Below are 23,696 nucleotides of genomic sequence, written 5' to 3' on the forward strand. Positions count from 1 at the left end.
TTTTCTATTGAACCTGACGCTCGAAGACGATCGGTCGAATGAAGAAGGACCGGTATTGGCGCAGCAATAGGAGGGCACCGTTTCCGGGTCCCTCCGAGATCGTTCCGGCTATCCGTTCGCACCTTCTGCAATCGGCGACACGGTGTCGTCCACATCGAGCAGAACAGCCGCCCTAGAAAGCCGGTCAAAGAGTTTTCTGCGAGCTGCAACGGGTGGCCAGGCGTAAAGAAAGATTTCCGAAGGCTTCCAGATCGCAACCCAGCCCAGAATAAGAAAGCTCTCTGACAGAACCCTTGAAAACGGTCCCTCCGTCATTCGCTGAGCGAAGATCCAGCCGAGCAAGAGGCAAATGAAAAGGATCACCATTCCGACGACGAGTGACAGCCGGCCGGTCTTGAATAACTCGCTCAGTTCACGCGAGACGGCCTGGCTTCGAAGGCCAAAGTAGTATCTGACGGCGGCAGCGATATCGGATACGTGCGTTTTCCGCAGTTCGTCAGGCGGCAGATAGATGACGATTTCAATTGGGACACGGTCGGAAAACTCCAGCGCGCGATCAACGATATAATCTTCAGCCTGTAGCGCGAGATCAGTCTCGCGGAACGGAGACGGATCGAGCGTATCGAAGAGCTGCGATACCTTGCGAAGCTTCATTTCTATTCGCCCGACTTGTGCCCCTTCGGTCGAACGGTTTCTCATAGCCTTTCTCGATCGTCTTCGAGCAACACAGCGTGCTGGCGCGGCATCACTCAGTTTCTCGACCGCGTTGGGGCGCTCGCTGCACTTTTGTCACTGCGCGGCCGTCGCATGGAATGTCCGACGGGGCGAGCTGTCCCAACAGACCATTGACGCTGCCACCAGTACAATCAGGTGTTTCCCCTAGGGCGAGATGCAGATCCAGATTAGGGAACGCCGATTACGCCGCGTTTGTTGCGTCCAGCAACGCTCACCCAGGCGGGAAACGAATTGGCACCTGCGAGCTCATCGGGAAATCCCCTAAGTCCACTAAGGTGATCATCCGATATCGCATCGGCCTCACAGAAGCTTAGGCTAGCTTTTTGAAGGAGGCAGCGCCGTTTCGGAATTCGCGACAGCGGACAGAATTACGACTGGATCGCCGATGAGTGAACTGGACCTGCCGCCGAGCCGGGATACTGAGGACATTCGCTTCAGAACGAGAAGTATCGTCCTCAGGCAGCTCCCCTTTCTCGCGATCCTCGCGCTCGCAATCGCGGGTGTGGCCTATACGAATTTTTCAGGCAAACCGCTCATTGGCTATTGGGAGTTCCTCGCCCTCGCAATTGGTGTTGTATGCGTCGTGACTGAATGGACCGAGCTCGACGACAGGCGGGCTCGGGTTCGACTGGTATGGGCGCAAGCGCTTCACTGGATCGCGGTTCTTGTTACGATGAACATCATGCTGCTGGCAGGCGTTCAACAGCTTCTGCCTGCGCCTGCGACGAGTCTCGTGCTTTTGATGTTGCTGGCGCTTGGCACTTTTCTCGCCGGCCTGAACCTTATGTCGATGCAAATGGGATTTCTCGGCCTCTCAATGGCTCTGGCAGTTCCCGCGATCTCCTGGATCAAGCAATCGGCGCTCTTTCTGATTTTGGTTGTGGTCTTCGTGATAGGCCTTGCCATGGCTTTCTGGTCGCTCCGGACGGATACGCGTCGATCTGAGCGAACGAAGTCTTCACGACCCGCCTCGCCAGGCGATCCGGTTGCCGATCACGAAGACACATCGAACGAAGATACATCGGACATCGAAGCGGCCCGCCGGCGCCTTGGGCTAAGTGACGATTAGCAGATCCTGACAAACCAGGAAGCTGCGTTAGGCCGCATGGAGATGTGCAGCTTTCTCATTTAAGAGTTTCCGTTCGGAGCGATCCTCAACAGGAGATATCATGAAGCGCTTTATTGCTGCGGCAGGTTCAGGGTTGATTTTCTTGTGCGCTGCGTTCTCCGCGACTGCAGACCCTCGCGACTCCGTCGAGCGTGGTCAAAGGCTGGATTCTGAAGCAATTCGGGACGATGTCCGCACCAACCGCCTGAAGACACCGGCGTCACCGCTCAACGTCGAACAACCGCGGCAACCTCAAGGACAGACACTGCACCGCAGAGGGCGACCACGTTTGCACGCCATGCCGCGACCTCCGAGCGAGCGACAAATGCGGCTGCGCCGGCAACAAAAATCAGTTCAGTGACGCTAGCGTAACGTCATCGTCGCTATTCCCGCGGCAAGGCTCACGCCGATCTGGCGCTCTAGCGACAGTGGCTGGAGCATCACGGTCCTGCGAGATCCCCCGATCAGAACATTCGCGCCCAGACCCGGGCCAAACGCAACACTCCCACTCGCTCCGACGTAATTTCCACGGAGCGTACCCCGACCGACCTGTGAGTTTCGGGCGAAGACCCGCCAGACCAGCGCGCTCGACGGAGTCACCCCGAGATCCAGGCCGATACGGCGCACCGTTCCCTCATAGATGTACTGCCGTGACGCATTTCGCACCCTGAACACGCATCGCAGTGTCTGACGTGAGCCGATAATCAGGCCAATCCGCGGATTGCTCATACATGTCAGCGTCCCTGCCCTGAATGCGGCAGAGGAAGCCGGCAGCGATGAGACACAAAGCAAAAGGGATGCGCCGAAAAGTCCAAGCAGGGCCTTCTTGATCATGGGAGCCTCCACTTTCTGCGCGAGAATATGGCAGTGGCTATTCAGCGCCGCAAGATCGTCACGTCAGGCACAACTCGCAAGCAGACTCGATTTCAATTCGAATAGTTACGATGCGATGCCGCTCGACGCGGTTCTTCTGGTCGATACATTTCCGCAGACGATTGCGAGTAGCTGCATTACGCGATCGATGGCCTTGCGGTCGTATCCTCCGCCGCATCCGCACGGTCACGCACGCCCGCCCGCACGTCGATCCGCTCCGGCTCAAGCAAGCAAAGCTGCTCATCCGGCCCTGCCGCAAGCCTGTGAATATAGAAGTGCGTGCTCGTCGCATCAGCAGCGGCCATGACCGGTGACGGAGCCGAAATGACCTTCAGCGCGCCAAAAGTTCCGATCCAGTCGATATGACGATGTCCATGCATGACGACGGTTCGGTCGGCAAAGGCCTCCAGCCGACGGACAAACCAGCTGCCGTTGATCACCGCCGTGCCAATGCGTTCCGCGAACGCGGTCACTGGCATCGGATACTCCATCAGGTGATGATGCAATGCGATTATCCAGCGCGCTCTCGGGAACTGAGCGATAAAAGCCTCCAGCCGGCGGGTCTGCTCGATCGAGACCAGGCCAAGTGCATTGGTGAAGGAGAAATGTGTTTCAGCATTGGAGTTCAGCAGCGCTATGCCGAGACCATTCTCCTCCGGAGGCGGAACGACCATCGGGTACAAGTCATCGAAGACCCCGCGCAGTCGCGCGGCACGCTTCAGGCCACCGAGATCCGCGAAATCGGCCATCTGACGGCGATACGGCGCCAACGCGTCGTACAGTGTCGTTGTATGACCATTCGCGTCTTTCACAACAAAGACACGATCCTCCTGAATGGCAGCGATTGCCGAAAGCGTGCGGACCTGTCGCAGCCGTTTGCCCGGACTGAACGGGAGATCCAACCGCGCCGGATTCGCCCGGTCCACGATGTTGATGTCGTGATTTCCGGGCAGCACGAAGGTGCGCGCAGCGAGGTCCGGGTATCGCGACAGGACGTCCAGAAACTCCGCCCATTCGGTCGCCCGTCCAGCATCGGTCATATCGCCGCTGATCAGCACATGATCGAGCGGATCAACAGCATGAATTGCGGCCAGTCGCGCCATCACCTGCTGCAGACGCCTATTTCCTTGCGGTCCGGCGCGCCCGCTTTCAATGCGAAAACCGTACCGTTCGCCAACCACATGGAGGTCCGACAAATGAGCCACACGCCAGATCCTGGTGTGGGCCGGCGCTGCATCGAACGCGACAATATCCACCGGCTGCGCCATACGAGCATCGGCCAGACCCCAGACAAGCGATGCGCCGGCAAGGTAGCCGCATATCAGGACTGCGGCATTTGCCAGCGTCGGAATGATCAAACGATGAGGAACACCAAGATCTTCCAGGCCTCCTGTCCAGCGCGAGGCCGGCCACGCCCACATTGCCACCACCACGGCACAAATGGAGATGGCGATTCCCGCCGCGGCCGAATTCACCGCGCGGAGCCGCGCTCTGCCATGCACGGTCAGATGTCTTCCCAGCACCTTCTCCGTCAGATGCTGCAAGCCCTCGCGGCCGAGGACATATCCGGGCTGGATGGCAAGCGCGTTAAGAGACCAGAAGTTGACCTCGGCGAGCCGAAACAGAGGCTTCCAGCCGATCCACCCCAGCGCGACAATCCCGATTGCCACCAGCAGCGCGCCGATCTCGGTCAGGACGAGAACCTTGTCCGACAGAGTTGAGAGCCAGGCAGAAGCAACCAATGCCGCGAGACCCAACGACACCGCCGGCAATAGCAACGATACTGTCCAGGCAAACAGGAGCTTTGGCAGACTGACTTCAACAAGCAGGCTCCCGGCCATTGAGAGCAGGGTTCGCTGTTCAGGACTGGCGGCATCGTCCTCGATATCGCCCTGGCGCGGGTCGATCGTTTCCCTGTTCCACTCCTTCGTTGGCTCGTCGTCTCCCGCATCCCCTCTCTTCATGGCATCGCCTCTTGTGAGCAGGCATGTTCCTGTCACCAGAGTAACGCTATCACATCTTCGACGACATCCGCGCGCGTCAGGGTTTGACCCGATGCAACATCACCGCTCGTATGATGTAATTACCGAAGCATGGCGAGAGATGAGCGCGGCAAATAGAGACAGGTCACTGAAAATATCACTCAATTTCTCGAACATGTTGCGGCAGGCATGCAGATCTGATTAGGCGGTTCAAGACTCCTGAAAATTGAGACAGCGAGGCATACCCATATCGAGCGCATCTTCCCGTTCTGATTGACGGACTACGCCTTTGGTAATATCCATTCGCCCCGTGCGATATCAAAAATCAGGCTGATAAAAAGCCGGAACGGAGTCCCATGGACTCGCAATCGATCGCAACACAGGCTGAACGGCCTGATGTCCCGACTGGGCAATCGACCTGGTCGGAGACTGTTCAAGGGCTGGCGCCTGAAACCCATCGCCGCTTCACAACAGCTTTCATGGGTGAACTATCATTCGCGACTGCCATTTGCGGGCCCATACACGTCCGCGCCTCACCGTTGATCTTGCGGTGCCGTCGCCATTCGGAGTCGCTACGATTATCGGCTCTGCCGTGCAGTTCCGGTGCCTCCTTATATCCCTGACGTTCCTTTTCTATTCGTGAAAGGAGAAGTTCTATGGAAGCGATGGATCGGCGAAACCTCTTGCAGGGCCTTCTGTTCAGCGCGGTCGCCACGGGGCTTGGCACGAGCGTCTTTCTGACGACTGCCAAGGCCGCGCCAATCCCGCTGCAGAAAGACCTTGCCAACAAGTTGGAGCCGCTCACCGAAAACGCCCAGGTGGTTGTGGCAGGCCGGCCGCCACGCAGGGTCCTTCACCAGCCGCATCGATCGTGGCGACGTCGTCGCCGTGTGTGTTGGTGGCGCCATGGTCGCCGCGTCTGCGCTTGGCGCTGATGGCGTGAAGCGCATGCGCTGTGACACGGGCGGCCTCAAATCATAGCGCAAAAGCAGCGCAGGAGCGGGAGGACAAGATGACGACGTATGGCAATAGTTCCTCGGTAAGCGTCACCGGCTTGTCTTCACCGCCGTTCTGGATATGCGTACTGCTTGGCATCGTTCTGATTTTGGCCGGGCTCCTGATCCTCGGCGACGTCGTTCTCGCCACTGTCATCAGCACGCTGTTCATCGGCTGGACGGCCATTGCCACTGGCGTGTTCGAAATGATCCATGCGTTCTGGACCAAGGGATGGGGAGGATTTCTGTGGCAGATCCTGCTCGCCATTCTCTACGTCGCATTCGGCATCGTTCTGGTGCAGCAGCCCGTCGCCAGCGCGATCATCCTCACCTATGTCCTCGGTATATTGCTGCTGGTTTCCGGCGTCATTCGCGTGCTGCTTGGATTTAGCCGCTGGAGCAAAGGAGGCTGGATCATGCTGGCTTCAGGACTGTTCGGCGTTCTGGCAGGTCTGGTTATTCTGACAGGTTTTCCCAGGACGGGCCTGTGGGTCCTCGGCTCTCTGCTGGCCGTCGACATGATCTCCCACGGTCTGGCGTGGCTCGCTTACGCATGGCAGCTGAGAACCAAGGCAGCATAGCCGCAGAAGGAACCATCAACGACGCAGACCACGTGGCGGAATAGAAATCTCTTAGTCAGGAGGATTGGAAATGTCAGATCTCGTTGCGATCATCTATCCATCCGAGGCAAAAGCCGAAGAGGTGCGGCAGCGTCTGTTCAAGCTGCAGAAGGAATATCTGATCACGATCAGCGATGCCGTTATCGCGGTGAAAACTGAAGCCGGCCCCGTGAAGCTGAACCAGCTGATGAATACCACCATGGCCGGCGCGGCCTCCGGCAGCTTCTGGGGATTATTGATCGGCGTGCTGTTCCTGAATCCCCTTCTCGGCGTAGCACTGGGCGCCGCATCCGGTGCATTGGGCGGCGCACTGACGGATTACGGCATCAATGACGACTTCATGAAGGAGCTATCGGCAAACCTTCAGCCGGGAAATGCGGCGCTGTTCGTTCTCATCAAGAGCATCACTGCAGACAAGGTGCTCAAGGAAATTCAGGACGCCGGCGGCACTGTGCTGAAGACGTCCCTGGACGATGCCAAGGAGCAGGCGCTCAGGAACGCGCTCGCCAAGGCCACAACCGAGCCCCAGGCTCAGGCAGCACCAGCGGCATCCACGTCCACGGCATCCAAGCCCGCTGCCTGAGTTTGCGGGACTGGCATGGGTACAACAGAAGCGTCCGGCGTAGATATCTGCGCCAATTGCTCTTGTGCGTATCATCGCCGCGAATAACGAAGTCCGCCTGATCTTTACGGAGATCAAGCGGACTGTTGAATTTGCGTTTGAGGTGTCGTTGTCAGGCCGGCGACCTACTCTACCTTGCCCATTTCCTTGAGCACTTCATTGGCGGCCTTGAACGCATCGAGGCCGGCCGGGATGCCGCAATAGACCGTGGCGTGCAGCAGCACTTCCTTGATCTCGTCGACAGTGACGCCATTGGTGATCGCACCGCGGGTATGCAGCTTGATTTCCGGCGCGCGGTTCAGGGCAGTCAGCATTGCGAGGTTCAGCATGCTGCGGGTCTTGCGATCGAGGCCCGGACGATTCCAGGCGTAGCCCCAGCACCATTCGGTGGTGATGTGCTGGAACGACATCATGAAATCATTGGTCGACTGCATCGACTTGTCGACATAGGCAGCACCAAGTACTTCGCGCCGTGCGGCAAGACCGATGTCGAACATTCCGCCGAGTGTGATGTTCTGATCGTAGCTCATATTGTAGTCCTTCCGTTTGCGATTGCTAAGGGTTTGACGTCGTTCGCCCGTCTGCCTCGATCATATGCCGAGATAGGCCGCGCGAACGGCAGGATTTTCATTCAATTCTGCAGACGTGCCCTGCAGTGCGATGCGACCGCTTTCCAGCACATAGCCGCGTGTCGCGACGTCGAGTGCCAGTCCGACATTCTGCTCGACCAGCAATATCGAGGTTCCGCGGCTGTGGATCTTGGTGAAGGCATCGTGCATTTCCTCAACGACCTTTGGCGCCAGACCGTGGCTCGGTTCGTCCAGCAGCAACAGCTTCGGCTGCAGCATCAACGCACGCCCGACAGCGACCATCTGCTGCTCACCGCCCGACAGCGTGCCTGCCAATTGACCGCGCCGCTCCCGCAGACGCGGGAACAGTTCGAAGATGCCTTCCATACGCGACGACAGATCCTTGGCATGCCGCGCCGTAAAGGCGCCGAGCATCAGGTTTTCTTCCACCATCATATCCGAAAACACATGACGCCCTTCCGGAACATGCGCGATGCCCAGCGTGGGGATGTCATGCGAGGCGCGGTTCGACAGATCATTGCCTGCAAACCGCAACGTGCCGGTGACATGCGGCACCAGGCGCGAGATCGCGCGCAGGATCGTGCTCTTGCCCGCGGTATTGGCGCCGATGATGCAGACGAACTCGCCTTCGAACATCTGCAGATCGATGCTGTGCAGGACTTCGATCTCGCCATAACCGGCATTGAGGCCCTTGATCTCGAGCAATGGCTGAGACGCACTCATTTATGGGCCTCCATCGAACGGCCGAGATAGGCTTCCACCACCACCGGATCGTTCGCCACCTGCTCCGGCGTGCCATCGGCCAGGAGCCGACCGAAATTCAGCACCAGGATGCGATCACAGATCGTCATGATCGCGCGCATATGATGCTCGACGACCAGCAGCGTGATGCCGTCGTCGCGCAGCGAGCGGATCAGGTCCATGATCTCCTGCATCTCGACCGGATTGAGCGCGGCCATCACTTCGTCGAGCAGCAGTACTTTGGGGCCGGTACACAATGCGCGTGCCAGTTCGACACGCGCGCGCTCGGGGAACGAGAGATTGCCCGCAAGCTTGTGGGCAACGGATTTGAGCCCGACGCGGTCGAGGCAGATCAACGCCTCCTTGCGCGCGGTCTCCACGTCATGACGCAACAGGCCCGCGGTGAGCACGTTGTCGAGCACCGAACTTTCGGCAAACAGCGCCACGTTCTGGAACGTCTTAGTCATGCCAAGCGCCGCGACCTTGTGCGGCTTCTGGCCGACCACACTGGTACCGTCGAGCTGAATCGAGCCACTGTCCGGGCGAATGAGGCCGACCAGTGTACTGAAGAACGTCGTCTTGCCGGCGCCATTCGGGCCGATCAAGCCGACGATCTGGCCTTTCGGCACCGAGAACGTCACGTCTGACAGCGCCTGAAGCCCGCCGAAGCGACGCGAGATGCCACGCACATCGAGAATGGTCATGAGCGTGCCCTGCTCGAGAAGCGCGCCATCAGCGAATCGAACACGGTGATGAAGCCCCGTGGCCGCCACAGAATGACGGCGATCAGGATGACGCCGAAGATCAGTTGCGAAAGACCCGCTGCGCCCGACGAGAACAGATCGTTCATCAGCTCCTCGACCGGAATGATGAACAGCGCGCCGAGGATCGGACCGACCGCCGTACCGACGCCGCCCAGAATGGCGATCAACGCGACGCGGATGGAGATGGATGCTGCGCTGAACACCGTATCCGGATCGAAGAACACGGCGACCTGCGCATAGAGCGTGCCCAGCATGGCCATCAGGACGCCGGAGATCACAGCGGTCTGCAGCTTCACCTTGGTGGTGTCGATGCCGATCACTTCCGCAGCGGCCGGGTTTTCCTTGATGGCGCGCAGCCGATAGCCCATGGCACTGCGCCGAATCCATTCAAAAATGACCGTCACAATGATCAAGGCGATCAGCGCGATATAGGCATGCGGCAATAGCTGCTTGAACGAATAAGCAGCAATGCTGGGCGGCACGAACGGCACCGAGAGGCCGACCGGTCCGCCGGTGAGCGATGTCCAGACATTGGCAATGACGCGCATCACTTCGCCGAACGCCAGCGTTGCCAGAGCAAAGTAATGGCCCTGCAGTCGCATGGTCGGAACGGCAATGATCAGCGCGGCGATGCCACCGAGAAAGCCGCCGGCGAACATGCCGATCCACGGGCTGATGCCGAATTTCAGCACCAGGATGGTGGACGTATAGGCGCCGATGCCGAAGAAGGCAGCGTGGCCGAGCGACGTCTGGTTGGCCAGACCACCGATGATGTTCCAGACCTGTGCCATCGCAGCGAATAGCAGCGTGAAGGTGAGCACGCGGATCCAGTATCCGGTCGGGCTGAGCAGCAGCGGCAACACAGCCGCAATGGCGATCACAGCCAGAATTGCGATCCAGCGTTTCATCGGGATGCTCCTACGAGACCTTGCGGCCTCACCGCGAGCACGAAGATAAAGACGATGAACAGAATGAGGTTCTGCAACTGGATCGGAAAGAACAGCGAGGACAATGCCTGAATGACGCCCACCGCGAGCCCACCGACGACGGCACCCGCAACGCTGCCGAGACCACCGAGCACAACGACGGTGAACATCAGCACGACGAACTGGCCACCGACCCCGGGAAATACCGTGACATAAGGCAGGATCACCGCGCCGCCGAAGGCCGTGAGGCCGACGCCGAGTGCGAAGGCGATCTTGTACATCAATGCCGTATCGATCCCCATCAACTGCGCGGCCATCGGGTTCTGCGCAGTCGCGCGCATCGCCCGGCCGAACCAGCTCGTGCGCATGAACCACCACAGGGCCAGGCCACAGGCCAGCGACATGCCGAAGGCGATCAGATACGGCACGCTGATGAACAACGCGCCGAGCGACAGCGACATGGTCTGATAGGACGTGGTCACCGAACGGAACTGCGAGCCGAACAGCAGCAGCGAACCGTTTTCGATCACGATTAGCAGTCCGACGGTGAGGAAGATCTGCGCCACCGACGGCGCCTTCAGCACGCGTGCGATCAACTGCCCCTGCACCAGCCAGCCAATGCCGAATGCGACCGCAAAGGACAGCGGCGCAGCCAGCACCGGATCAAGGCCGAGATAGGCCCAGGCGAACCACGATACGAACATGCCGATCATCAGGAATTCCGCCTGCGCGAAATTCACGATGCCCATCACGCCATAAACCAGCGTCAGGCCGATGGAGATGACGGCGTAGACGCCGCCGACCAACAACCCATCGATTATTGCTTGTAGAAATGACACTGCGATCTTTCTTAGTTCGTCAGGATTTCCAGACCGCGGTGCCTTTGGCGACGTCCTTCGGCCAGACGGTGACGAGCTCCTTGTTGCGCCATTGCGCCATGACGGGAACGGACAGGGTATTGAGGCCGGTACTGTCGAATTCGACGGCGCCGCCGGTCATCGCCTTGGTCCAGCCGCCGGTGAACTTCGCGCCGCGCAGCGCCATGGTGACGTCCTCGGCCTTAGCCGACTTCGCCTTCTCGATCGCCTGCACCAGCACGTCGAGCGCGACGGCGTGTTCCAGCGCCTCATGCACCATGAAGTAGCCGAAGCGCTTGCGGAAACGCTCGGTGAGATCCGGCGCGAGATCGTAATTGGCCGGCGCGATCGAGAGCACATTCTCCGCGAATTCGCCGAGGCCTTTCTCGAAATCCGGAATAACATAGCCGGCCGCGCCACCGATGGCCGGAATCGTGATGCGCTGCTGGCGCATGGTGCGGATCAGCAGCAGGCTGTCATTGAGATAGGACACCGGGAAGACGGCCTGGGCACCGGACGCGCGCAGCTTGTTGATCAACGGCGTGGTGTCGGTGATCCCCAGCGGATAGGCATCGTCCATCGCGATGTCGATATTGGCTGCCTTGGCAGCGGCACGAAGGCCGGCCGCCTGCGCAGTGCCATAGGCAGTGTCCTCATACATGATCGCGATCTTGTCGATCTTGGCGCCGGATGCCTGCGCAATCGCCAGCGTATAGTCGAGCTGTGCTTTTCCGAGTGCGGAAGCCTTGGCGACGATCTGGAAGATGTTCTTGAAGCCGCGACCGGTGATCTGGTCCGCGAAGGACATGGTGAGCAGCGGAATGTCACGGCGTTCCGTGACTTCCGAAATCGCAATGGTCAACGATGACGCGAATGCGCCGAGGATCGCGGTCACCTCGTTCTGGGTGATAAGGCGCTGCGCGACGGTGCCCGCCGTGGTGGGTGTCGAGGTCGCGTCCGCAACGATCAGATTGATCTTGGCACCGCCGAGCGCCTTGATGCCGCCGGCTGCGTTGATCTCATCGGCGACCAGCTCGATGCCGTTGCGCGAATTGATGCCGAACTGCGCATTGGCGCCCGACAGCGGCATGATCACGCCGATATTGACCGGCTTCGCCTGCGCGCGTGCCGACGAAACAATCATCGGGCTGGCCAGCAGAGACGCGGTTCCGGCGAGCAGCGACCGTCGGCTCAGGCCACCACGATGGGAGGTTGTCTTGGACATGGGCGTTTTCTCCGAATGCAGAACGGCCTTTGCGGCTTCGTCGGCAATTCGACATAAAACAGACGAGCGGTCAAGCTGCTTGACAGATTGTCTGATAGGCGGTCAACTTGACGCATGGCAAAGATCGAATCGGACCTGAATGTCTCGCGGGAATCGACCAGCCTGCGACTGCTGGTTGAAAATCGACTACGCTCTGCAATCGGTAGCGGGCTGTTCAAGCCTGGCCAGCGGCTGATCGAGCGTGAGCTGTGCGAACAGGTCGGCGTCGGCCGCACCTCGATCCGCGAGGCGCTCCGGCAACTAGAGGCAGAGGGCCTCGTCACCACGATCCCGCATCGCGGCCCGATCGTCAGCACCATCAGCGTCGAGGAAGCCGAACAGCTCTACGATCTGCGTGCGCTGCTGGAGGGTTATGCCGGCCGCGAATGTGCGCGGCTGCGCGATCCGGAGATTATCGGGCGGTTGCGCAAACAGTTCGTCCAGATGGGCGCCGTTGCCGGTCAGGAAGACCGCAGCGACCTGTTGGCCGCCAAGACTGAATTCTATGCTGCGCTGCTCGAAGGCTGCGGCAATGTTTTCGTCGAACGCTTTCTGAAGATGCTGCTGAACCGCGTCACGGTACTGCGCATGACATCGATGACCCAGTCCAATCGCATCGGCCGCAGTCTTGCCGAAATCGAGACCATCCTTGTGGCGATCGAGGCCGGCGACGAAGATGGCGCCGAGCAGGCTTGCGTCCAGCACATCAAGAATGCCGCCGCGATAGCGCTGGAAGCGTTGCGGCGCGATAATCCCTGACAAGCGCGATCACCTGCCGCGCCAGATATCGCATAAAATAAGAACTTGAAGAGGAACGCCCGTGTCGAATTCAGCCGCCATCAATCCGCCCGCCAAGATCGCCGTCATCGGCCTCGGCAATATGGGACGCCCCATGGCCGCATGCATTGCGCGCGCGGGCTATCAGGTGGTTGGCTTCGATACGTTTGCAGAAGCCCGCGCCAAATATGCCGAAGCCGGCGGCACGTCAGCTGCGACCGTCGATGAAGCCGTTAAGGACGCAGCCGCGGTCATCACGCTGCTGCCAGATGGCAAGATCGTGCGCGTGGCCGTGGAAGGCTTCAAGGCGAAGCTCGCGCCGGGCACGGTGGTGATCGATATGAGCTCCTCCGCTCCGATGGGCACGCGCGCGCTCGGCGAAGAACTGATCGCGGCAGGCCTTGCTTTCATCGACGCACCGGTGTCGGGCGGCGTGAAACGCGCCGTCGACGGCACGCTGGCGATCATGGCCGGCGGCGACGGCAAGACCATCGATCGCACCGATCCCGTGCTGAATGCCATGGGCAAGTCGGTGTTCCGCACCGGTCCGCTCGGCTCCGGTCACGCCGCCAAGGCATTGAACAACTACGTCTCGGCAGCAGGCCTCGCCGCTGCCGCCGAAGCCGTTGCCATCGGTGGAAAGTTCGGCATCGATCCGAATGTCCTCGTCGACGTGTTGAATGCCTCCACCGGGCGCAACAATTCGACCGAAAACAAGCTCAAGCAGTTCATCATTCCCGAGAAATACACATCGGGATTTGGGCTGGCCTTGATGGCGAAAGATATCCGCACCGCCGACGAACTCGCACACCAGATCGGCGTCAGCGCGCCGCTGGCAGACGAAGTCGCTGCATTGTGGGATGCTGCACTGGAGAAACTCGGACCGTCTGCCGACCATGTCGAGATTGGCCGCTATCTCACTGCCAGGAAGTAGGTAACGTTGGGCATGGGCCTGATCGACGAGCTTCGCAATCGACTTGCGGTCGCGATTGCCGCGCCGGAGGTGCAGTCTTTTGCGCGCGGACTGGATCTTGAAATTCAGTTTGGGATCGATGAGGCCGCCGTCGCGATCGCTTGTCGCAACAACCAGCCGGTTGTCAGTATACCCAGCAATGCGCCGGATATCGCGCTATCTGGACCAGCCACAGCATGGCTGAAGGTGCTGGCGCCCTGCCCGCCGCCGACCTATCATTCATTTTCATCGATCCAGCTGCGCAACACCAGCTTCACCGTGAGCGGCGATGCGCTGGTCATTGCGCAGGCCCGCGCATTTCTAGAAGCCGTGTTTGCGAATCTGACGGCGCCGGCCGCGCATGCGGTCGAAGTCGATCTCACGCGCCTTGAGGGCCGCTATCACCGCGTGCACAGCGCCGGCGGGCAGATTGCCGAAATCTATTCAGAGGCCACGGGCACCGGCAGGCCAGTGCTGTGCCTCCACACGGCCGGAGCGGATACGCGGCAGTTTCACGGCGTGATGTGCGATCCCGAACTCGGGCGCGACTGGCGCCTGATCGGCTTCGACATGCCGCATCATGGCCGCTCCATGCCACCTATCGGTTGGGACGGCAGCATCTATCAGCTCGATCAGCCAACCTATCTGGACTGGTGCGCGAGCTTCATCGAACAGGCGATCGGCGAACCCGTTGTGGTGATGGGCTGCTCGATGGGCGCCGGCATCGCCATGGCGCTCGCCGCAGAGCGACCTGATCTCGTGAAGGCCGTGATCGCGCTCGAAGCGCCTGTGCGCCCACGCGGCCGTCGGAACGAGTATCTCACCCATGCAGGCGTCAATGGCGGCTGGCATTCGGCAGCCTATGTGCGCGGATTGATGAGCCCGTCCAGCCCCTCCGAGGATCGCCGCCGCGCCGCGTGGATCTATTCGCAGGGTGCGCCGGGCATCTATGACGGCGATCTGGCTTTCTATTCGGATGAGTTCGACGGCGAGCAGATCGCCAAGCTCATCGATGGCCACAAGATTCCCGTGCATCTCCTGATCGGTCACTACGACTTCTCCGCCACCGTAAGCGATGCCTACGCGCTCGCCGAATGGATCGAGGGCGCCGTGGTGACAGAGATGCCGGAGCTCGGGCATTTTCCGATGACGGAGAACCCGCCAAAGATGCTGGACTATCTGCGTCCCGTCTTCCAGGCACTGCGGAGTTTGCCGCTTTGACTGCGCGGGAATCAATCCGGGGGTTGCAGCCCCGGTGACGCCACCCAATTTTCGACCTTCGCGTAAAAACGAAACTGCTGTGCTTTCTTGAGCAACTCGTCTCTCTTCGGGCCGGGCTCCAAGGCGTCAGCTCGCTCAGCGCAATTTTTCGCCATTCGCGCGTAGTCACTGGGTGTCATATGCGAATCCCCCGATTCGGCGTTGGCATACTACCAATCCAAATCTGGGCGAAAATTAGTTCTGAAGATCAATCTCAAGCCGGTGCGATATCTGAGTATTCACAGACACGGCTACATCGACGTTTTTTGTGCCACCATGACGGTCGGATCGGCCAGGCTCGGTACGACGATCAATCTCTTCACGGCGCCTGCTTTGTAGGCCTGCAAGAACGTTGCGTAGTCCTTGAACGATACGCAACCGTTCGAATCTCCCTTTGGTCCCATCAGGTAGCTGTGCGTAAGCAATCCGGCGCGGCCAAACAGATCACCTTGACCCACCGGCTTCATTCGCAATGCTTCAACGCCGTGAAACGGCTTCTCTCGCTTGCTCAGTTCATATATCTGCGGTGGCGTCGCACCTCGATCATGGACGTGGACTTGCGCTGGATCGTCCATCAGTTCGCCAAGTCCAGAGTGAGCCTCGAGCCTCGTTCCGTCGGGCATGTAAACGGTGCGCGCGGAAATGTCGTAAAGCGCCGTCCGCGTTTCCGCCAACGTTGGAGGTGCACTGTCCTTTCCGTCACCAGAGATTCCACCCTCGGGTGACGCAGATGCCAAAACAGTTTCAGACGGCTGTAGCATCGCGAAGACTTTTTTAAGTGCTGCGCTTACATTGGACAAAGGATCAGACGGTGTTGACGCTTGATCGGGCAGAGACACAGCAATCAAATTGGCGGCCGACGGCCGGACTCTCGGTAGCGGCACTTTTCCATTCACCGCCGAGATTCCGAGCGAGCTGTCGGCGGGAAGCACCGGCTGCGATCGCATTGCTTGCGCGAGCTGCGACTTAGCCCGCTGAACTTCTAATTCGACATCAGAAGCCGACACTTCAAAATCAAACGCTTGCGGAAAACGCTGAACGAACGAGACGTCGTCGAGCTGGGGACGACTTGGATTTTTCGCCTTAAAGAAGCTCAGTACATTTTGAGGCTCTCGAACATACGCGCATAACGTCAGGGCCGCAGCGAGGGCTCCGGCAGACGCAGCAGCGATAACAATTCGAGATCTACGCAATTGATGCCCCGGACGCGACGCAAAAAGGCTACCCAATAATTCAAGCTTAAATCAAGCCAACGAGCCTGACGTATTAGGCCATTTTGGCCTTGCCAGACTTTGCGCCATTCAAGAATGGGCCGCCTTCCAGAGCGTGAGGTTCCTTTCAAATCCCAGCCCGCCGATACAGGCTCCTTAAAAACCTAGCCATCGACGCAGACGTCATCCTGTTACCGCGCGGCGAGCGGAAGGACGACGGCCGGCACAAATAGATCAGATGGTTAGGGGGGTGCTGGCGGAGAGAGTGGGATTCGAACCCACGGTACGGTTTCCCGCACACACGCTTTCCAAGCGTGCGCCTTAAGCCACTCGGCCATCTCTCCGGCGCGCCTTCTCATGACGGGCCGGAGCGAGATTTGCAAGGGACCGCCGGCCCGGCCCGGCGGTTTTTCTCAAATTATTGAAGGATATAGAGAATTCGGATGAGCCTTGGCGCCGCCTGCTGGCCCTGGCGAGCAGCGAATCGGCTTGCGATGCGTCGGCACAGCAATCCCCGCGCCAGCACGCCGCGGGGGACCTCCCCATTTCGCCTGGTTGGCGCCGCGGCTCAGTGGAACCGGCTACCGACCCCAGCGCCCAGCGATTGGACCGGCCAGAGTACGGCCGGCTCAACCGGCAGCGTTTCCACCGGCGTCTTGTCATTGGCGACATGGGCCTGCTGAAGCGCCTCGACGAAATCGGCGAACCAGTCCTGGATGGTGCCGGCGCGCAGCTTCGCCATCATGGCTTCCCAGCGCATCCGGCGCTCCAGCAACGGCATCGAAAATGCGGTCGCGATGGTGCGCGCCATGCCGTCCACATCATGCGGATTGACCAGCAGGGCCGTATCGAGCTCGTTGGCGGCGCCGGCATATTTCGACAGCACCAGCACACCGGGATCGACCGGGTTCTGTGCAGCGACATATTCCTTGGCGACCAGATTCATGCCGTCATGCAGCGGCGTCACCAGACCGACCTGCGCGGTGCGATAGAGACCAGCGAGGACGGTCTGGCTGAAGCCCTTGTTGAGATAACGGATCGGCGTCCAGTCAACTTCGCCGTGACGCCCGTTAATGTCGCTCACCAGCTTCGCAAGCTGGTTCTGCAGATCACCATAGGCCTCGATCGTGCCGCGCGACAGCGTCGCGATCTGCAACAGCGATACCGAGCGCTTGAGCTGCGGCTGCCGTGTCAGCATGCGATCGAATGCATCGAGACGATTGACGAGGCCCTTGGAGTAATCGACGCGATCGACGCCGATGGCGAGTTTCTCGCCGTTCAGGCTGCGGCGCAGCCGCGACACATCTGGATGCGACGCCGCTTTGGCGGCATGCGCAGCAAACTTCGCGGGATCGATGCCGATCGGAAATACCGCACAGCGCGACACGCCGTAACGCGACATCACCACACCACCCGTCGTGTCCAGACCGAGCTCGCCATCGACATAAGACAGGAAGTTGTCGCGATCACCTTCGGTCTGGAAGCCGATCAGATCGTAAGCGAGCATTGCCTCGACCAGTTCGCGATGATGCGGCACGCCGCCAAAAATATCGCGTGCCGGCCACGGCGTATGCAGGAAAAAGCCGAGCGGATGCGTCACGCCAAGCGCGCGCAATTCTGCGCCGAGCGCAAGGAAATGGTAATCCTGAATCCAGAACGCGGTGTCGGGTTTGCGGAACCGCAGCAGCGCGCGCGCGAAGAACGAATTCACTTCGCGATACGACTGATAATCATCGTGCGACGTGCAGATCAAGTCGGTACGGGAATGCAGTGCAGGCCAAAGCGCCGAATTGGCGAAGCCTTCGTAATAGCCACCGTAATGCGCCGCAGGCAGATCGAGCATCGCCAGCGCACCGGCGCCCAGCGCCTCAATTTCGGCAAACGGTTCCTTCTGCGCGCCATCGCGCACGCGGCCGCTGGAACCCACCCAAATCGCGCCAGATTTCTCCACCACGGGCAGCAAGGCTGCTGCCAGACCGCCGGTCATCGGCTCATTCGCCGAAGCGCGCGATACTCGGTTTGAGACTACGACGAGATTCACAGGGTCCCCTCCTGATTGCACACATTGATAAACGTCCGTTCATCAATATGGTTCCTCGTCACCATTCGACCCAATTGAAACCAAATTCGGGCACGCGACGATGGAACTCACCTTTCAGTGAGTTCCATCTGCATCGGTATCAATGACATGAGGTGAATCACTTCGATTTCGCTGCATCGTCGATCAGCAAGCGCGCGAGCCATGCGCGCACATCGCGCGGCTCGTCGAAGTGCCCCGATACGCCTTGCGCACGGCGACCGACGGAGAATGCGAGACCATTCATGCCGGGCATGATCGCAAATACCGATTCATCGGTGACATCATCGCCGATGAAGATCGGACGGCGCCCGCTGAATGGCTCATGCGTCATCAATTCGATCACGCCCGTCGCCTTGGTCACACCAGCCGGCTTGATCTCGCAAACAGCCTTGCCGGGCAGCACTTCGATCGGCGCATTCGGCAGATCCGCACGGATCGCTGAGACTGCATCATAGATCGCCTTCTCGGCATGCGGCGCGAGACGATAATGCAGCGCGAGCGCATACCCCTTGTCCTCGAGCAGAATACCCGGACTCAACTTCGCAATGGCAGCAAGGCGACGCTTCAATTCCTTGTCCATCGGCGGCGCGCCTGACGCCACCGATTCATTGTCGCCTGACAATCGCATTTCGGCGCCATGACCGCCGACGGCAGGAAACTGCATCGGCGCAAAGATCAGATCGATATCGTTGATCGAGCGGCCCGAAACGAGCGCCATGGCGCCATTCGTGCGCTGCAGCAGCTTGCCCATGGAGGTCGCCAGATCCGGCGGCACCCATACCTCACGCGGCGTCGGCGCCAGGTCGAGCAACGTGCCATCGATATCGAGCAGCAGCGCACATTCGCTAAGCCGCGGCAATTCCGCACCCGGATACAGTACCTCTTCGGAGTGCGGCGCATCGTCGACATGAATTTCGATAATTTTCTGAGACATGTTCATCAAGTTACTCCACCACGGCCAGCGGCCGTGCAACTGATTCAAGCGGCTGGCGTTCCGCCGCGACGGCATAGCGCCAGCCGACAATCGCAGCCACGATCATCAGAACAGCGCCAAACAGGTAGCCGGCAAACACGCTGTTGCGCGACCCGGTATCGATCAGCACGCCAAACAGCGCCGGGCCGGCAACGCCGCCGATCCCGGTGCCGATCGCGTAGAAGACAGCGATCGCCAATGCGCGCACCTCGATCGGGAACGTCTCACTGACGGTGAGATAGGCCGCGCTCGCCGCCGGCGACGCAAAGAAGAAGATGATCATCCAGGCGATGGTCTGGGTCTGTGCACTCAACACATCGATCGAGAACAGATAGCCGGAGATCGCAAGCAAGATGCCCGACATGCCGTAGGTCACCGCAATCATGACGCGACGCCCGAGCGTATCGAACAGCCGGCCGAGCAGCAGCGGTCCAAGAAAATTGCCTGCGGCAAACGGCAGGAGATACCAGCCGACGTGGTTGGACGGGATACCGAAGAAATCCGTCAGTACCAGCGCATAGGTGAAGAAGATCGCGTTGTAGAAAAACGCCTGCGACGCCATCAGCACGAGTCCGACCAGCGACCGTTGCCGATACAGCACGAACAGTGTCTGCGCGACTTCCTTCAGCGGCGTATGATCGCGCATCGTCAACCTGATCTTCGGCAGCGCGGCCAGAACCGACGGCTTGGCCTTCTGATGCGCGGAGATTTCGATCTCAGCCACGATCTCTTCGGCGCGCTGCGGCTGACCGTGGATCATCAGCCATCGCGGGCTTTCCGGAATCCACATCCGCATGAACAGCACGATGAGACCCAGAATAGCACCGGTGAAATAGGCCAGCCGCCAGCCATAGGCTTGCGAAATCACTGCGGGGTCCAGCAGGACAATGGCACAAACGGCGCCCATTGCGGCGCCCAGCCAGAAGCTGCCGTTGATCACCAGATCGGTCCAGCCGCGATAGCGCGCCGGGACAAGCTCCTGAATCGTCGAATTGATCGCGGTATATTCCCCGCCAATGCCGGCCCCCGTCAGGAATCGAAACACGGCATAGCTGGCAAGATTCCATGACAGCGCCGTCGCGGCAGTCGCCGTGAGGTAAAGCGCAAGCGTAATGAAGAACAGTTTCTTCCGGCCGATGCGATCCGTCAACCAACCGAAGCCCAGCGCGCCGATCACAGCGCCTGCAAGATAGGCGCTGTTGGCGAAGCCGACATCGAGATTCGAGAACCGCAGCGCCGGATCTTCCTTCAGCGCGCCGGACAGCGCCCCCGCCAGGGTCACCTCAAGGCCATCGAGAATCCATGTAATTCCGAGCGCCAGGACAACCCGTGTGTGAAAGCCGCTCCAGCGCAGCGCATCCAGACGCGCGGGAATATCGGTTTCGATGATACGATCCGAGTCGGAAGCTGACGTCTGGCTCGGCATCGGCGAAGCCGCGATATCCGCGCTGCTCAGATAAGCCATGCCGCCTTGCTCCTGAGCATTTGCTCGCTACCCCACGGACAAGCGGAAATCGATATCAACACGAAAAGCCCGAAACCTTGCGGTGACGGGTGATTCAGCGCCAGAGGGTTACATTCTCCGTGAAACAACCCACGAAGAACGCGTTGGTTCCCATTTTATGCGGGGAATTAGGACCTAGAGCGAAACGGCGTAATGCTCGTATTCGCCGCGTACCAGCTCGATATGGGCGCGCATCGCCGCCGCGGCGCCATTGCGATCGCCGCGCATGATGGCGACGACGACGCGGTCATGCTCGGCCTGCGATTTCGCGAGACGACCGAGATTGCGGAACTGGGCGCGCCGGAACGGCTGCACCCGCACCCGGGTCGCGAGCGTGATCTCGGCGATATATTCGTTCTGCGAGCCCGCATAGATCGCGTTGTGAAAACGTTCGTTCACTTCGTGGAAGCGATCCGGATTGCCGTCATAGCTCAGCACCCGCAGCTCTTCGTGAATGGCCTCCAGCCCGTGACGTTGCACGGCCGGCATCCGTTCGGCGGCGAGACCCGCACATATCGCTTCGAGCTCGGCCATCGCCTCGAACATGCCGGTGAGACGATCGATCGACGGCTGCGCCACGACGGCACCGCGATGCGCGCGCGAGTCGACAAGGCCGCTTGCCGTGAGCTGACGCAACGCTTCACGAACGGGCGTGCGCGAAACATTGAAACGCTGTGCCAGATCGGTTTCGTCGAGTGAGGTACCGGGAGGCAGCACGCCGCGCACGATCTCGTCGGCCAGTTGCAGGCGGAGCTCTTCGGCGCGCGTCATCTTGCCGGTGATAGTCCCGGCACGGTCAACCCGGCTGACCGGCCCGGCGATGCCCGCCTTGCGGCGCGGCTTCCCCGGCTGAATCAGCATGTCGTCGAAACTCATCCCTTGGCGCCCTGCGGTTCGTCGATCAGGCTGACAGACGCCGCCACGATTCGCCAGCCTTCCGGAAAGCGGATCCACGTCTGCATCTGTCGACCGACCTTACCCGGAGCCGTGTCGCGATAAAATAGCGTCGAGGCGACCGCAGTGTCGCGGCCATAGGCGGAAATCACCGTGCGCGCAGTGCGGCGCATCAATCCGACCGGCGAGCGTGCACCGCGAAATGCCTGGATCTCGTCATAACCGTAGAGGTTTTCGCCCATGCCGTAACGGAGCGTCCGCGGATCGTTGCGAAACAGCTCGCCAAGCACCGCCGTGTCGTTGGTCGTCAACGCCTTCTCATAACGTGCGAAAGCGGCGCCCACTTCGGCGATGACGTCCGGCAGATCAATGTCCATGTCAGAACCCTTTTGCTGATGGAGCAGCAACGATGCCGGCCCGCTCCAAAGCATAAGCGACGCGCAGCGCGATGTCTTCCCGCCACGGCGCCGCAATGATCTGCACACCGATCGGCATCGGATCGAGCGGCACGGGGACGGCGACCACGGGCAGACCGATGAAAGAGATCGGCTGGGTATGGATGCCGATATTGGCCCGCACTGGCAGTTCGACGCCGTCGAGCACGAAAGTCGCCTGCCCCAGTTTCGGCGCGATGCAAGGCGTCGCCGGCGCGATGATCACATCGACGTCCTTGAACAGTTCGAGCACCTTCGCGCGGTACCAGCGACGGAATTTCTGCGCGCGATCAACCAGCGGCGCCGGCACCATGGCGCCGGCCAGCAACCGGTCTCGCACCGCCGGGTCGAAGTCATTGGGCCGTGTCCGCAGACGGTCCAGATGCAGCGAGGCGCCTTCAACGGTCGAGATGACGTAGGCCGCCGAACGCGCGCGGGCGACCTCGGGCAGCTCGATGTCGCGTGTGACGCCGAGCGCCTTCGTGACACGCGCAACCGCCTCCTGGGCCTCCGGAAACAGGTTCTTGCGAAAGTATCCGCCGGCCGCAGCGATGCGGAGAGAGCCGATATCCTGTCCGAGCAGCGCCGTCACCGACTCGATGGCGCGGGTTGAACACGCGGCATCCTCGGCATCGGGTCCCTGCATGGCATCGTAGGACAGCGCGAGGTCCTCGACCGATCGTGCGAACGGGCCGAGATGATCGAAGCTCGCGACAAACGGAAACGAGCGCGCCCGCGACAGCCGGCCGTAAGTCGGCTTCAGGCCGAAGATACCGCAAAACGACGACGGCACGCGGATCGATCCGTTGGTGTCCGACCCCAAGGCAATCGGCACGAGACTGCCGCCGACTGCGCCGCCGGAACCGCCGGATGAGCCGCCGGTCATCCGGGTCACGTCATGCGGATTCCGCGACGGCCCGTCATGAATGTTCTCGCCCGTAAAATCATAGGCGTATTCGCCCATGTTGAGCGCGCCGACCAAGACGGCGCCCGCGGCTTCCATGCGCTCGACCAGTGTCGCATCGCGGGCTGAAGCCGGACGATCGCGATTGATCCTGGAACCGGCGCGGGTCGGCAGACCGGTGACATCGAACAGGTTCTTCACCGCGAACGGCACGCCTGCCAGCGGGCCGACGCTTTGACCGGCGGCAATCGCGGCATCCAGCGCCTTCGCCGTGGCGCGTGCGCGGTCGGCGGTGATATCCGTGAATGCGTTCAGGACCGGATTGTGCTGGGCGATGCGCGCCAGCGCTGCTTCAGTGACAGCGAGCGCCGAGATCTTCTTCACGGCAACCGCCTGGGCGATTTCGGAAGCCGGGCGCCAGTCGCCTTCGGGTGTGATGACAAGATCAAGCTGCATAGATGCTCGCCGGCTCGGTTTCATCTGGCAGCGCAAATTCGTCGACCATTTTGGCCATTTTCAGCGTCACCGCGAGATTGGCACGGACGGATGGCTTCCACGCGTCTTCAATCGGCAGTCCCAACGCCCCGGCGACAGCGTCGATATAGTCATCAAGCGGTTCGGCCACGGTCC

At 60.4% G+C, this 23,696-nt stretch carries 23 protein-coding genes and 1 tRNA gene; 6 read left to right on the plus strand and 18 right to left on the minus strand.

The features are described from left to right. Window positions 1-108: 108 nt before the first annotated feature. Entirely contained in the window at window positions 109-654 is a 546-nt protein-coding gene (locus tag BLW80_RS08280) for a hypothetical protein (RefSeq protein WP_139285795.1), read from the minus strand. Between the two features lie 466 nt (window positions 655-1,120). Here BLW80_RS08280 and BLW80_RS08285 point away from each other — a divergent pair, with 466 nt between their 5' ends. Continuing rightward, window positions 1,121-1,804: a hypothetical protein gene (locus tag BLW80_RS08285; protein WP_210185310.1), complete on the plus strand. Its 684-nt coding sequence runs from the start codon at window positions 1,121-1,123 to the stop codon at window positions 1,802-1,804. A 402-nt stretch (window positions 1,805-2,206) separates the two neighbouring features. On the opposite strand, the gene BLW80_RS08290 is transcribed toward BLW80_RS08285, so the two are convergent. Together BLW80_RS08290 and BLW80_RS08295 are read right to left on the minus strand one after the other, a co-directional pair. Further along, window positions 2,207-2,677, minus strand: coding sequence for a DUF992 domain-containing protein (locus BLW80_RS08290; RefSeq protein WP_089263526.1), 471 nt, complete (start codon window positions 2,675-2,677; stop codon window positions 2,207-2,209). Between the two features lie 176 nt (window positions 2,678-2,853). Next, entirely contained in the window at window positions 2,854-4,680 is a 1,827-nt protein-coding gene (locus tag BLW80_RS08295; RefSeq protein ID WP_093757594.1) for a metallophosphoesterase family protein, read from the minus strand. A 1,030-nt stretch (window positions 4,681-5,710) separates the two neighbouring features. Here BLW80_RS08295 and BLW80_RS08305 point away from each other — a divergent pair. Then, window positions 5,711-6,274, plus strand: coding sequence for an HdeD family acid-resistance protein (locus BLW80_RS08305; RefSeq protein ID WP_093758172.1), 564 nt, complete (start codon window positions 5,711-5,713; stop codon window positions 6,272-6,274). A gap of 70 nt (window positions 6,275-6,344) precedes the next feature. Beyond that, complete coding sequence (locus tag BLW80_RS08310) at window positions 6,345-6,896, plus strand: DUF1269 domain-containing protein (RefSeq protein ID WP_093757596.1); 552 nt, start codon at window positions 6,345-6,347, stop codon at window positions 6,894-6,896. Between the two features lie 164 nt (window positions 6,897-7,060). Here BLW80_RS08310 and BLW80_RS08315 read toward each other — a convergent pair whose 3' ends face one another. Genes BLW80_RS08315 through BLW80_RS08340 form a run of 6 tightly spaced genes read right to left on the minus strand, consistent with a single transcriptional unit; the run spans window position 7,061 to window position 12,038 of the window. Continuing rightward, window positions 7,061-7,465, minus strand: coding sequence for a carboxymuconolactone decarboxylase family protein (locus BLW80_RS08315; RefSeq protein ID WP_170849614.1), 405 nt, complete (start codon window positions 7,463-7,465; stop codon window positions 7,061-7,063). 60 nt (window positions 7,466-7,525) lie between these two features. After that, window positions 7,526-8,248, minus strand: a complete 723-nt coding sequence (locus BLW80_RS08320) for an ABC transporter ATP-binding protein (protein ID WP_093757597.1) — start codon at window positions 8,246-8,248, stop codon at window positions 7,526-7,528. Continuing rightward, window positions 8,245-8,970, minus strand: coding sequence for an ABC transporter ATP-binding protein (locus tag BLW80_RS08325; RefSeq protein ID WP_093757598.1), 726 nt, complete (start codon window positions 8,968-8,970; stop codon window positions 8,245-8,247). Before BLW80_RS08325 ends, BLW80_RS08320 begins: the two co-directional genes overlap by 4 nt. Then, entirely contained in the window at window positions 8,967-9,938 is a 972-nt protein-coding gene (locus BLW80_RS08330; protein ID WP_093757599.1) for a branched-chain amino acid ABC transporter permease, read from the minus strand. Before BLW80_RS08330 ends, BLW80_RS08325 begins: the two co-directional genes overlap by 4 nt. Then, entirely contained in the window at window positions 9,935-10,795 is an 861-nt protein-coding gene (locus BLW80_RS08335) for a branched-chain amino acid ABC transporter permease (protein ID WP_089263519.1), read from the minus strand. Before BLW80_RS08335 ends, BLW80_RS08330 begins: the two co-directional genes overlap by 4 nt. Window positions 10,796-10,814: 19 nt before the next feature. Next, window positions 10,815-12,038, minus strand: a complete 1,224-nt coding sequence (locus tag BLW80_RS08340; protein ID WP_089263518.1) for an ABC transporter substrate-binding protein — start codon at window positions 12,036-12,038, stop codon at window positions 10,815-10,817. Window positions 12,039-12,152: 114 nt separating this feature from the next. On the opposite strand from BLW80_RS08340, the gene BLW80_RS08345 reads away from it, so the two are divergent. The 3 genes from BLW80_RS08345 (at window position 12,153) to BLW80_RS08355 (ending at window position 15,027) form a co-directional block, all read left to right on the plus strand. After that, complete coding sequence (locus BLW80_RS08345) at window positions 12,153-12,836, plus strand: GntR family transcriptional regulator (protein WP_093757600.1); 684 nt, start codon at window positions 12,153-12,155, stop codon at window positions 12,834-12,836. A gap of 61 nt (window positions 12,837-12,897) precedes the next feature. Next, window positions 12,898-13,788 carry an NAD(P)-dependent oxidoreductase gene (locus BLW80_RS08350; RefSeq protein WP_093757601.1) on the plus strand — a complete coding sequence of 297 codons (891 nt, stop codon included), beginning with the start codon at window positions 12,898-12,900 and terminating at the stop codon, window positions 13,786-13,788. A 12-nt stretch (window positions 13,789-13,800) separates the two neighbouring features. After that, window positions 13,801-15,027, plus strand: coding sequence for an alpha/beta fold hydrolase (locus BLW80_RS08355; protein WP_093757602.1), 1,227 nt, complete (start codon window positions 13,801-13,803; stop codon window positions 15,025-15,027). 290 nt (window positions 15,028-15,317) lie between these two features. Here the strand turns inward: BLW80_RS08355 and BLW80_RS08360 are convergent, their stop codons facing one another. From BLW80_RS08360 to BLW80_RS08400, 9 genes are all read right to left on the minus strand, one after another. Beyond that, window positions 15,318-16,259 carry a DUF2778 domain-containing protein gene (locus tag BLW80_RS08360; protein WP_244528057.1) on the minus strand — a complete coding sequence of 314 codons (942 nt, stop codon included), beginning with the start codon at window positions 16,257-16,259 and terminating at the stop codon, window positions 15,318-15,320. Window positions 16,260-16,531: 272 nt separating this feature from the next. After that, window positions 16,532-16,621 (minus strand) — tRNA-Ser (locus tag BLW80_RS08365). Between the two features lie 224 nt (window positions 16,622-16,845). Then, complete coding sequence (locus BLW80_RS08370; RefSeq protein ID WP_170849615.1) at window positions 16,846-18,318, minus strand: trehalose-6-phosphate synthase; 1,473 nt, start codon at window positions 18,316-18,318, stop codon at window positions 16,846-16,848. Window positions 18,319-18,475: 157 nt separating this feature from the next. Then, on the minus strand, window positions 18,476-19,291 hold the full coding sequence (gene otsB, locus BLW80_RS08375) for a trehalose-phosphatase (RefSeq protein ID WP_093758174.1): 816 nt from the start codon (window positions 19,289-19,291) through the stop codon (window positions 18,476-18,478). Between the two features lie 10 nt (window positions 19,292-19,301). Continuing rightward, complete coding sequence (locus tag BLW80_RS08380) at window positions 19,302-20,756, minus strand: MFS transporter (protein WP_093758175.1); 1,455 nt, start codon at window positions 20,754-20,756, stop codon at window positions 19,302-19,304. 213 nt (window positions 20,757-20,969) lie between these two features. Then, entirely contained in the window at window positions 20,970-21,695 is a 726-nt protein-coding gene (locus tag BLW80_RS08385) for a GntR family transcriptional regulator (RefSeq protein WP_420878729.1), read from the minus strand. 11 nt (window positions 21,696-21,706) lie between these two features. Beyond that, window positions 21,707-22,105 (minus strand): oxalurate catabolism protein HpxZ, encoded by a 399-nt coding sequence (gene hpxZ / locus BLW80_RS08390; protein WP_089263511.1) that lies wholly within the window; start codon window positions 22,103-22,105, stop codon window positions 21,707-21,709. Between the two features lies 1 nt (window position 22,106). Next, complete coding sequence (locus BLW80_RS08395; protein ID WP_093757604.1) at window positions 22,107-23,522, minus strand: AtzE family amidohydrolase; 1,416 nt, start codon at window positions 23,520-23,522, stop codon at window positions 22,107-22,109. Further along, window positions 23,512-23,691 carry a DUF4089 domain-containing protein gene (locus BLW80_RS08400; RefSeq protein WP_089263712.1) on the minus strand — a complete coding sequence of 60 codons (180 nt, stop codon included), beginning with the start codon at window positions 23,689-23,691 and terminating at the stop codon, window positions 23,512-23,514. The genes BLW80_RS08395 and BLW80_RS08400 overlap by 11 nt, the downstream gene beginning before the upstream one ends. Window positions 23,692-23,696 lie beyond the last annotated feature (5 nt).

The sequence above is a fragment of the Tardiphaga sp. OK245 genome (assembly GCF_900108575.1).
In the GTDB taxonomy this organism is placed as follows: Bacteria; Pseudomonadota; Alphaproteobacteria; order Rhizobiales; family Xanthobacteraceae; genus Tardiphaga; species Tardiphaga robiniae.